The sequence below is a fragment of the Pigmentiphaga soli genome, from assembly GCF_039541095.1.
In the GTDB taxonomy this organism is placed as follows: domain Bacteria; phylum Pseudomonadota; class Gammaproteobacteria; order Burkholderiales; family Burkholderiaceae_B; genus Pigmentiphaga; species Pigmentiphaga soli.
On record NZ_BAABFO010000020.1, the window covers coordinates 14,966 to 26,962 of the forward strand.

Sequence of the window (11,997 nt, forward strand, 5' to 3'; positions counted from 1 at the left end):
TTCACAGATTGAGCGTATCGCCCTCCGCCCCCATGGCATCCACGCTGTCTCTTTTTCTGCTCGGTCCCCTGGTCGTCCAGACCGATGGCGGGGCGGTCGCCGCGCTGCGTTACAACAAGGCGCGCGCGCTGTTGGTCTACCTGGCGCTCGAACGCGGCTTCCATACGCGCGATTCGCTGGCCTTCCTGCTGTGGCCCGAGGCCTCCGTGCAGGTCGGCCGCGCCCGGCTCAAGCGCATGCTGTTCGAACTGAAGGACAATCTCGGGGCCGAGCTGCTCGAAGGCAATCGCGACGTGCTCCGGCTGCGCGCCGGCGCCGACGTCTGGACCGACGTCGGCGTGTTCACCGAGGCCATCGAAAGCGCGCGCCGCGACCGCGGCGTCGGCGCCAGCGCCGGGCTCGACCGCGTCGAACGCGCCGCGGCGCTGTACCGCGGCCAATTCCTCCAGGGGCTGGAGCTGGACGACGCCTCGGAGTTCAGCAACTGGGTGCATCTGCGGCGCGAGCAATACCTCAATGCCTTTCTGTACGCGATCCGCCTGCTGGCCGAAGGACACGAGCGCGACGGCGCCCTGCACGAAGCCATCGAACGGGCGCACCAGCTCACGGCCGCGGCGCCGTGGGACGACAGCGGCTGGAAATACCTGCTGCGCCTGCTGGTCAAGGCCGGCCAGCATGAGCGCGCGCAGCAGGAGTTCGAATACTACCGGCAGATGCTGAGCGCCGAGATGGGCGCCCAGCCCGACGAGTCCGTGCGCCGCATCCTCGATGCGCCGTGTGGCGGCGCGCCGCGCCCGCCGTCGCGGATGACCGAGCGTCGGCAACTGACGGCCGTGTCGTGCGAGTTCGACGCGCAGGGCGAACTGGAAGACGTGGTGGAGGCCGTGGCCGGCCACGTCGCGCGTTGCGAGGCGATCCTGCAGCGCGCCTGCGCGCATACGGTGCGCACGCCCAGCGGCGGCCTGCTGGCCTATTTCGGCTATCCGCTGGCGATCGAGAACGCGGCCCGCCATGCGGTCGCCGCCGCGGCCGAATGCGTCGAGCCGGCCGATGCCCGGCCGGCGCCGCCCGGTTCGGCGGTCGGCGTCTGCGTGGGCGTGCACACCGGACTGGTGATCAGTTCGGCCATCGATGGCGTGGCCGACGCCGGCGGCGCCGTATCGCGCGTGGCCGTCCGGCTCAGCAGCCTGGCCGGCCGCGGCCAGGTCTTCGTCAGCGGCGCCACCCGCCAGTTGCTGGCCGATGCGGCCGAACTCGAATTCGCCGGCACGCTGCACGGCCGCCAGCAAAGCGACCAGATCGACCTGTTCCGCTTGCGCCGCGACCGGCCGGCGCTGCCCGCGCGCGGCGCGCGCCACCCGGTGGCCTTCTGCGGCCGCCAGGTCGAACTGGGACACCTGTCGGGCGTATGGCGCGACGACGCCCAGCCCGCCTGTCTGGTGATCGGCGAGGCGGGGCTGGGCAAGTCCTGTCTGATCGAACATTTCGTGGCGCGCGAGCGCATCGACGGCATCGTCTTCAAGTGCTGGCCCGAATTGCGGCAGATGCCGTTCCATCCCTTCGTGCACTGGATCGACCGGCTGCGCGCCGACCAGGCCGCCGGCGCGCTCGACCGCGGGCTGGCGCCCAATCTGGAGCGCCTGGCCGGCCTGCTGCATGCGCCGCGCGACCAGGCCCTGGGCGCGGTGCCGCCGCCGGCCATGCGCCGCTGCCTGCTGGAAGAACTGCGCGCCTTGATCGACCTGTGCGTGCCCGAAGGCGGCGTGGTGGTGTTCGACGATGCCCATTGGGCCGATCCCTCCACCCGCGAAATGCTGGCCGGGCTGGTCGATGCGCCGCTGCCGCGGCGTTCGGTGTTCGTGACCGCGCGGCCCGATTTCGTCGCCCCGTGGCAGCACGGCGCGCCGGTGCAGCAGCTGCAGCTGGGCCCGCTGGACCGCGCCGACGTGGTTTGTCTGGTGCGTTCGGTGGCCGGCGGTCAGCCGCTGTCCGACGACGTGCTGCAGCGTATCGTGGCGCTGTCCGAGGGCGTGCCGCTGTACGCGGAAGAACTGACGCGCGACGTGCTGAGCTCGGCGTCGGCCACGGCCGACGATGGCGCCGAAGAGCCGGCCGATGTGCCGCTGCCGCGCAGCCTCAACGATCTGCTGATGTCGCGCATCGACAGCGTGGGCGACGTCAAGCCGATCGCGCAGTTCGCCGCCGCGGCCGGCGGCGAGTTCACGCTGGCGCTGCTGCAGGCGGCGATGAACCGGCCGCGCGGCGACGTGGCCGAGGCGGTGGCCGCGCTGCTACGCCACAACCTGATCGTCCGGCTCGACGAGCAGCGCTACATGTTCCGCCACGCGCTGCTGCGCGAGGCCGCCTACCAGTCGCAGGCGCGCGACGCGCGGCTCGAGGCCCACCGGCGGCTGGCCGAGGTGATGGCGCAGGATCCCTACACCCATCGCCAGTCGCCCGAGTCGCTGGCGTGGCACTACCTGCGCGCGGGCAACCGGCGGCGCGCGCTCGACTACCTGCTGCTGGCGGCCCGCAACGCGGCCGCCAAGCTGGCCTACCGCGAGGCGGCCGGCTACTACCGCACCGCGCTCGACGTGGTGGCGCCGGCCGAGACGCCATCGGCGGTGATGGAAGAACTCGACATCCGCATGGAATTCGGCATCCAGCTCGGCGCGCTGCACGGCGTGGGCTCGCCCGAAGCGGTCGAAGCCTTTCGCGAGGCGCTGCGGCTGGCGCGGCCGCTGGGCGACGATCCGCGCCTGTTCCCGGTGTACTGGGGGCTGTGGACCGGCGCCAGCTCGTGGGCCGATTTCGGCATGGCGGCCGAGCTGTCGCAGACGCTGTTGCGGCTGGCCGAGGCGGCCGGCGATCCGGTGTTGCGTTGCCATGCCCACGGGGCGCGCGGCCAGACGGCCTTGTTCCTCGGCTACTTCGCCGAGGCGGTGGAGGAACTGGAACGCGGCGTGGCGGCCTATCGCCCCGGCCCGGGCAGCCTGGCGCTGGGCGAAGATCCCCTGGCGGCGGCCCAGGGCATGCTGGGCCTGGCCTACTGGTACGTGGGCCGCATCGGCGATGCGCAGGCCACCGCCGCGGCGGCGGTGGAACGCGCCCGCCACCTGGACCACGCCTATTCGCTGGCCGGCGCGCTGGTCAAGGCGGCCGGCGTGCACCGGCTGTGCGGCCACGTCGACGCCGTGGACGGCCTGGCCGGCGAGGCCGGGCGGCTGGCCCAGTCGCTGGGCACGCCGCAATGGGAAGAACTGGCCGCCGCCTTTCGCCACTGGGCGGCGGCGGCCCGCGGCGACGGCGGCGCGCCGGAGCGCATCGCCGCCAGCGCCCATCGCATGTCCGGCATCGTCAACGGCCTTGCGCCCCTGCTGATGGTGCTCTGGACCGAAGCCAGCGACCTGGCCGGCAACGCCGGCAATGGCCTGGCCGCCGCCGGCCGCGGGCTGGCCGCGGCCGACGACATCCAGGACCGCCACAATCTGTCGGAATTCCAGCGGCTCAAGGGCAAGTTCCTGGCGGCCCAGGGCTTCCCCGAGGCGATCTTCCGCCCCTGGCTCGAAACCGCCGTCGACAGCGCCCGCCAGTATGCGTCGCCCACGCTGCTGCTGCGCGCGGTGCTGAGTCTGGCGGGCCATGTGCAGCGGCCGGCCGCCGCCCATATCGAACTGCTGCGGGTCTGCCTGGGCGAGGTGACGGGCGGCGACGAGCTGTGGGAAGTGCGCGGCGCGCGCGAACTGCTGGGGCGCGACGACGCCGGCCCGGTGGAACTGGCGCAGACCCACTGAAGGCGGCGCCCGCCGGGTGCGGCCAACTTGTATACCAGTCTGTGCACCACCGGGGCCGTCCGGGCCGCGCCAGTTTGGTGCCTCGCGCGCCAAAACGGCGCGGCGGCGGTGCCGGCCGGCGTGCTACCGGATGGCACAGCTATTGCTAAATCCTTCCATGTGACCCGTGCGTCGCTTCGCGCGCCGGGCCGTCCCACCAGACGCCGGAAGGATCCATGTTTCATACCGTACTGATCGCGAACCGCGGCGAAATCGCCGTCCGCATCATCCGCACGCTGTCCCGCATGGGCATCAGAAGCGTGGCGGTCTACTCCGAGGCGGATCGCGACAGCGCGCACGTGCGGCTGGCCGACCAGGCCGTGGCGATCGGCAAGGCGGCGCCGTCGGAAAGCTATCTGCGCGGCGACCTCATCATCCGGGCCGCGCTCGACACCGGCGCCCAGGCCGTCATCCCCGGCTACGGCTTCCTGTCGGAAAACGCCGGCTTCGCCCAGGCCTGCGAAGCGGCCGGCCTGGCCTTCGTCGGCCCAACGCCGCAGCAGATGCGCGATTTCGGCCTGAAGCACGCGGCGCGCGAACTGGCGCAGCGCGCCGGCGTGCCGCTCACGCCCGGCTCGGGCCTGCTGAAAGACCTGGACGAAGCGCGCGAGTGGGCCGCCCGCATCGGCTATCCGGTCATGCTCAAGAGCACCGCGGGCGGCGGCGGCATCGGCCTGACGCGCTGCGACGACCGGGCCGCGCTGGACCAGGCCTTCGAATCGGTGCAGCGACTGGGCAAGAGCTTTTTCAGCGACGCCGGCGTGTTCCTCGAACGCTTCGTCGACAATGCCCGCCACGTGGAAGTGCAGATCTTCGGCGACGGGCAGGGCAGGGTGGCGGCGTTGGGCGAGCGCGACTGTTCGATCCAGCGGCGCAACCAGAAAGTGATCGAGGAAACGCCGGCGCCCGGCCTGTCGGCCGCCACGCGCGAAAAGCTGCTGGCCTCGGCGCGGCGGCTGGGCGAATCGGTGGGCTACCGGTCGGCCGGCACCGTGGAATACATCTTCGACGCCGCGCGCGATGCCTTCTATTTCCTCGAGGTCAACACCCGGCTGCAGGTCGAGCACGGCATCACCGAGGCGGTGACCGGCGTCGACCTGGTCGAATGGATGATCCGCACCGCCGCCGGCGAACCGCCGGACCTGTCCGCGCCCCATCCGGCGCAGGGCGCGGCGATCGAGGTGCGGCTGTATGCCGAGGATCCGCTCAAGTCCTTCCAGCCCTCGCCGGGCGTACTGACAGAAGCGCGCTTCCCGGCCGATACGCGCATCGACGGCTGGGTCGAGACCGGTTCCGAAGTCTCGCCGCACTACGACCCGATGCTGGCCAAGCTGATCGTGCACGGGCGCGACCGCGCCGAGGCCATCGCCAAGCTGTCGGCGGCGCTGTCGGCCACGCGGCTGTCGGGCATCGCCACCAATCTGGAATACCTGCGGCAGATCGCCGCCAGCGACGGCTTCCGCCGCGCCGACCGGTTGTCGACCCGCTTCCTGGAAGGCTTTACGTTCCGTCCGCCCACGGTCGAAGTGCTGGAACCCGGCACCTACACCACGGTGCAGGACTACCCGGGCCGCGTCGGCTACTGGGACATCGGCGTGCCGCCCTCGGGCCCGATGGACGACTGGGCCTTCCGCATCGCCAACCGCATCGTCGGCAACGATGCCGCGGCGGCAGGGCTGGAATGCACGGTAATCGGACCGGCGCTGCGCTTCCACTGCGATGCCGTGATCGCGTTGACCGGCGCGCCCACCGCGGCCACGCTGGACGGCGCCGAGCTGCCGTTCTGGCGGCCGGTGACGGTGGCCGCCGGCCAGGTGCTGCGCGTGGGCAAGGTGCAGAGCGGCTGCCGTACCTATCTGGCGATCCGCAACGGCATCGACGTGCCCGACTACCTGGGCAGCAAATCCACCTTCGCGCTGGGCCAGTTCGGCGGCCATGCAGGCCGCCCGCTGCGCGCGGCCGACATGCTGACCGTCAACGACCCGGCGCTGGCCGCCAGCGTCACGCCGGCGCCGGTGGCCGAACCGGCGCCGCTGCCGCCGTCGCTGATTCCGTCCTACGGCACGCAGTGGGAAATCGGCGTGCTGTACGGCCCGCATGGCGCGCCCGATTTCTTCACCGAGGAGTCGATCGAGACCTTCTTCGCTTCGCCGTGGGAGGTGCACTACAACTCGAACCGGCTGGGCATCCGCCTGGTCGGCCCCAAGCCGGGCTGGACCCGCAGCGACGGCGGCGAGGCCGGCCTGCATCCGTCCAACATCCACGATTGCGAATACGCCATCGGCAGCGTCAACTTCACCGGCGACATGCCGGTCATCCTGACGCGCGACGGCCCCAGCCTGGGCGGCTTCGTGTGCCCGGTCACCATCGCCAAGGCCGAGCTGTGGAAGGTGGGCCAGGTCAAGCCGGGCGACAAGATCCGCTTCGTGCCGATCTCGTTCGACCAGGCGCTGGCGCTGGAGCGCGCGCAGGACGCCGTGGCGCAGACGCTGGCCGATGCCGCGCTGCCGCCGCTGGCGCCGTTCGCCGGCCGGCCGGCGCCGGTATGCGGCCAGCCGCCGTCGCCCACCATCCTAGCGCAGATCGAGGCCGCCGGCAGCACGCCCAAGGCGGTCTACCGCCAGGCCGGCGACAAATACGTCCTGATCGAGTACGGCGAGAACGTGCTCGACCTGAACCTGCGCTTCCGCATCCACGCGCTGATGGAAGCGCTGCGCGCCACGCCGGTCGACGGCGTGCTGGAACTGTCGCCCGGCGTGCGTTCGCTGCAGGTCAGGTACGACAGCCGCCGCATCTCGCAGCGCGAGCTGGTCGAGCGCCTGCTGGCGCTGGAGGCGGCGCTGCCCGACGTGCGCGACATGAAGGTGCGCAGCCGGGTGGTGCGCCTGCCGCTGGCCTTCGAGGATTCCGCCACGCTCGACGCGGTGGCGCGCTACCGCCAGTCGGTGCGCGACACGGCGCCGTGGCTGCCCAGCAATACCGAGTTCATGCGGCGCATCAACGGCCTCGATTCGGTGGACGACGTGCGCGACATCCTCTACTCGGCCAGCTACATGGTGCTGGGCCTGGGCGACGTCTACCTGGGCGCGCCGTGCGCGGTGCCGATCGATCCGCGCCATCGTTTGCTGACCTCCAAGTACAACCCGGCGCGCACCTATACCGCCGAAGGCACGGTCGGCATCGGCGGCGTCTACATGTGCATCTACGGCATGGACTCGCCTGGCGGCTACCAGCTGGTGGGCCGCACGCTGCCGATCTGGAACAAGTTCCTGAAGAACAAGGTGTTCGCCGACGGCCATCCCTGGCTGCTGCGCTTCTTCGACCAGGTGCGCTTCTACCCGGTCAGCGAGGCCCAGCTGGACGTGTTGCGCGCCGATTTCCGCGCCGGCCGGCAGCCGGTGGAGATCACCGAGGAATGGTTCGACCTGGCGCAATACAACGCCTTCCTCGATTCCATCGAGCCCGAGCTGCAGGGCTTTCGCGCGCGCCAGAAGGCGGCCTTCGACGCCGAGGTGGCGCGCTGGCAGGCCGACGGCCAGAACGCCCTGGCGGCCGAGCAGGACGAGGCGCCGCCGCTCGATGCCGCCGAACTGGAAGGCCACGTGGTGGCGGCCGACATCAGCGGCAACGTCTGGAAGCTGGTGGTGGAGGCCGGCGCCGAAGTGAAGGCCGGCGAGCCGCTGCTGGTTCTCGAAGCCATGAAGATGGAGTTCCACATCGCCGCGCCGCACGACGGCGTGGTGATGGCCCTGCACTGCAAGACCGGCATGCTGATCAATGCCGGCGATCCGCTGGTGTCGATGACGCCGGCGGCCTGAGTTTGCGTATCTGCATCATCGGAAGCCGCGTTACCCCTCCCTCCTTGCACTAGACCTCAACAGAAGGAATCAAAATGAATCGACGCGAAATGCTGAAGCTGGGTTCGATGGCAGGCGCCCTGTCGCTGGGCAGTGCGCCCTCGGCGCTGTGGGCGCAGAGCAATGCGCCGATCAAGGTCGGCATCCTGCATTCCTTGTCCGGCACCATGGCGATTTCCGAGACCTCGCTCAAGGACGTCGCGCTGATGACGATCGACGAGATCAATCGCGGCGGCGGCGTGATGGGCCGCAAGATCCAGCCGGTGGTGGTCGATCCGGCTTCCGACTGGCCGCTGTTCGCCGAACGCGCCCGCCAGCTGCTGACCCAGGACAAGGTGGCCGCGGTGTTCGGCTGCTGGACCTCGGTGTCGCGCAAATCGGTGCTGCCCGTGTTCGAGGAACTCAACGGCCTGCTGTTCTACCCGGTGCAGTACGAAGGCGAGGAAATGTCGCGCAACGTGTTCTACACCGGCGCCGCGCCCAACCAGCAGGCCATCCCGGCGGTGGAATACCTGCTCAGCAGCGAAGGCGGCGGCGCCAAGCGCATCTTCCTGCTCGGCACCGACTACGTCTACCCGCGCACCACCAACAAGATCCTGCGCGCCTTCCTGCACACCAAGGGCATCCAGGACAGCGACATCGAAGAGGTCTACACCCCCTTCAGCCACAGCGACTACCAGACCATCGTGGCCAACATCAAGAAGTTCGCCCAGGGCGGCAAGACGGCGGTGGTGTCGACCATCAACGGCGACTCCAACGTGCCGTTCTACAAGGAACTGGGCAACCAGGGCCTGAAGGCGTCCGACGTGCCGGTGGTGGCTTTCTCGGTGGGCGAGGAAGAACTGCGCGGCATCGACACCAAGCCGCTGGTGGGCCACCTGGCCGCGTGGAACTACTTCATGTCGGTCAAGAACCCGACCAACGACAAGTTCAAGAAGCAGTGGGCCGACTGGGTCAAGTCGCAGAAGCTGCCCGGCGGCGCGGGCCGCGTCACCAACGACCCGATGGAAGCCACCTACGTCGGCCTGCACATGTGGAAGCAGGCGGTCGAGAAGGCCAAGAGCGCCGACGTCGACAAGGTGCGCACGGCGATGATCGGCCAGAAATTCGCCGCGCCGTCGGGCTTCACGCTCGAGATGGACGGCAACCACCACCTGCACAAGCCCGTCATGATCGGCGAAGTGCGGGCCGACGGGCAGTTCAACGTCGTGTGGCGCACCAAGGGCCCGATCCGCGCGCAGCCGTGGAGTCCCTTCATCGAGGGCAACAAAGGCAAGCCGGACGTAGTGGCCTGAAGGCCACTACGTCCGGCTTCAGGGAGGCCCACCCCCGCGCGGCCTTCGGCCGCACCCCCTCAAGGGGGCGACGCGCGCGGACCGGCGGAGCCGGATCCGCCGCGTCCTGGATGGGGGCGGTGCGGGTTTGGAGCATTGGGGATTCGGCGCACGGCCTTGGGGCGTGTGCTGGGCTTGGTGCTGGCCGGGTAAGGTGCGTTGTGTGCGGCTCGGGTGGAGTATTGATATGAGATGGTGGTCCCGGGGGTGGTGGGCCGTCCTGGCGCTGTGCTGGCACGTGGGCGCGATGGCGTTGACGCAGCAGGACGTGCAGCCGCTGGCGGAAGATGATTTCGATGCCAAGGTGGCGGCGATCCAGCGGCTGGCCGTGGTGGGGGATGAGCGGGCGCAGGCGCTGCTGGAGGCGTTGGCCGACGGCGATGCGCTGGCCGGCGACGACGGGCGGGTGTGGATCCAGCAGGGCGAGGCGGTGGCCGATTCGGTCACGGGCGCGCCGGGGCCGGCATCGGTGGTCGAGTCGGCGAATCCGATCATGCTGAACAACCGGCTGCGCGGCGTGGTGGCAGGGGCGCAGGCGGCGCTGGGCTTGAAGGCGGCCGACCCGGCCGCGCGGGCGGCGGCGGTCGATACGCTGTTGCAAAGCAATCCGGATGCGGGCTTCAAGCCACTGGTGGATGCAGCACGGCAGCGCGAGACGGATCCCGCCGTGAAGGACAAGCTGGAAACGCTGTGGGCGATGACCGCGTTGCACGATCCCGATCCGGCGGCGCGGCTGGAGGCGGTCAAGCTGGTGGCGGCGCGCGGGCGGCTGGAGATGCGGCCGTTGCTGCAGCCGTTGGCGGGTGCGTCCGAGACCGACGCCAAGGTGCGGGCGGCGGCGCAGGCGGGGCTGGATGAGCTGGACCGGCAGCAGCAGATCGGCGAACTGGCCGGCACCGTTTTCGCCGGGCTCAGCCTGGGCAGCGTGCTGCTGCTGGCCGCGCTCGGGCTGGCCATCACCTACGGCCTGATCGGCGTCATCAACATGGCGCACGGCGAATTCCTGATGATCGGCGCCTATGCCACCTACGTCGTGCAGCAGCAGGTGCAGCAGCACGCGCCGGCGCTGTTCGCGTGGTATCCGCTGCTGTCGGTGCCGGCCGGGTTCTTCGCGGCGGCCTGCGCCGGCTTCGTGCTGGAGCGGGTGGTGCTGCGGCATCTGTACGGGCGGCCGCTGGAAACGCTGCTGACCACCTTCGGCATCAGCCTGCTGCTGATGCAGACGGTGCGGGTGTTGTTCGGCGCGCAGAACGTGCAGGTGGCCAACCCGGGATGGATGAGCGGCGGCATCGCGATCATGCCCAACCTGATCCTGCCGTACAACCGCCTCATCATCCTGGCCTTCTCGTTCGTGGTGGTGGCCATCGCGTGGACGGTGCTCAACCGCACCCGGCTCGGGCTGTTCGTGCGCGCGGTCACGCAGAACCGGGCGATGGCGGCGTGTGTCGGCGTCAAGACCGGCCGCGTCGACAGCTACGCCTTCGCTTTCGGCGCCGGCATCGCCGGGCTGGGCGGCTGCGCGCTGTCGCAGATCGGCAATGTCGGGCCCGACCTGGGGCAGAGCTACATCATCGATTCCTTCATGGCGGTGGTGCTGGGCGGGGTGGGGCAGCTGGCCGGCACCGTCATCGGCGCCATGGGGCTGGGCATGCTCAGCAAGCTGATCGAACCGTTCTGGGGCGCGGTGCTGGCCAAGATCGCGGTGCTGATCCTGATCGTATTGTTCATTCAGAAGCGTCCCCAAGGCTTGTTCGCCTTGAAAGGCCGCAGCGCGGAGGCATGACATGGCGGTTCCCGCTTTCGCCGTAACGCCCGGCTCGCCCGCGCCGGCGCCCTTCGAACTGGGCCTGCCGGAACGGCCGGCGCTGCTGAGCCGCCGCGCCTGGCTGGCGCTGGCCGTGCTGGTGATCGTGGTGGCGGTGGCCGTGCCGGTGTGCGCGCTGTCGCTGCCGGCCGATCATCCGCTGCATCTGTCGGCCTACGGCATGACCCTGGTCGGCAAGCTGATGTGCTATGCCATCGCCGCGCTGGCGCTGGACCTGGTGTGGGGCTACTGCGGCATCCTGAGCCTGGGCCACGGCCTGTTCTTCGCGCTGGGTGGCTATGGCATGGGCATGTACCTGATGCGCGCCATCGGCCGCGACGGCAACTACCAGAGCGACCTGCCCGATTTCATGGTGTTCCTCGATTGGAAGGAGCTGCCGTGGTTCTGGCACGGCACCGAGCATTTCGCCTATGCGATGCTGCTGGTGCTGGTGGTGCCGGCGGCGCTGGCCTGGGTGTTCGGCTTCTTCACCTTCCGTTCGCGGGTCAAGGGCGTGTACCTGTCCATCATCACGCAGGCCATGACCTTCGCCGCGATGCTGCTGTTCTACCGCAACGAGACCGGCTTCGGCGGCAACAACGGCTTCACCGACTTCAAGCGCATCCTGGGCTACGGCATCACGCTGCCCGAAACGCGCGCGGTGCTGTTCCTGGCCACCTTCGGCGTGCTGGTGCTGGCCTTCATCGCCGCGCGCGCCATCGTCACCTCCAAGCTGGGGCGGGTGGTGACCGGCGTGCGGGACGCCGAGTCGCGGCTGATGTTCCTGGGCTACAGCCCGCTGGCCTACAAGCTGTTCGTATGGACGGTGTCGGCGCTGCTGTGCGCGGTCGCCGGCGCGCTGTACGTGCCGCAGGTGGGCATCATCAATCCGAGCGAAATGTCGCCGGTCAACTCGATCGAGATGGCGATCTGGGTGGCCGTGGGCGGCCGCGGCACGCTGATCGGGCCGATCATCGGCGCCTTCGCGGTCAACGGCGCCAAGAGCTTCTTCACCACCAGCTTCGCCGAATACTGGCTGTTCTTCCTGGGCGCCATCTTCGTGCTGGTCCCGCTGCTGCTGCCGCGCGGCATCGTCGGGCTGTTCGCCGGGAGCAAGAAACGATGACGACCGCCATTCCCCTGCCCGGCAAGGCCGGCGACGGCTTCGA

At 70.0% G+C, this 11,997-nt stretch carries 5 protein-coding genes; all 5 read left to right on the forward strand.

Going from position 1 to position 11,997, the window contains the following annotated elements:
• Window positions 1-32 precede the first annotated feature (32 nt).
• The 5 genes from ABD927_RS18140 to urtC all read left to right on the forward strand — a co-directional run bounded on the left by ABD927_RS18140 (window position 33) and on the right by urtC (window position 11,954).
• Entirely contained in the window at window positions 33-3,794 is a 3,762-nt protein-coding gene (locus ABD927_RS18140) for an ATP-binding protein (RefSeq protein WP_345251258.1), read from the forward strand.
• A 215-nt stretch (window positions 3,795-4,009) separates the two neighbouring features.
• A complete protein-coding gene (gene uca / locus ABD927_RS18145; RefSeq protein ID WP_345251259.1) occupies window positions 4,010-7,651 on the forward strand; it encodes an urea carboxylase in 3,642 nt (1,213 codons plus the stop codon).
• A gap of 74 nt (window positions 7,652-7,725) precedes the next feature.
• Complete coding sequence (gene urtA, locus ABD927_RS18150) at window positions 7,726-8,985, forward strand: urea ABC transporter substrate-binding protein (RefSeq protein WP_345251260.1); 1,260 nt, start codon at window positions 7,726-7,728, stop codon at window positions 8,983-8,985.
• 226 nt (window positions 8,986-9,211) lie between these two features.
• The gene (urtB, locus tag ABD927_RS18155; protein WP_345251261.1) at window positions 9,212-10,807 is read left to right on the forward strand and encodes an urea ABC transporter permease subunit UrtB; all 1,596 of its coding nucleotides are present in this window, start codon (window positions 9,212-9,214) and stop codon (window positions 10,805-10,807) included.
• 1 nt (window position 10,808) lies between these two features.
• Complete coding sequence (gene urtC, locus ABD927_RS18160) at window positions 10,809-11,954, forward strand: urea ABC transporter permease subunit UrtC (RefSeq protein WP_345251262.1); 1,146 nt, start codon at window positions 10,809-10,811, stop codon at window positions 11,952-11,954.
• Window positions 11,955-11,997: the final 43 nt, after the last annotated feature.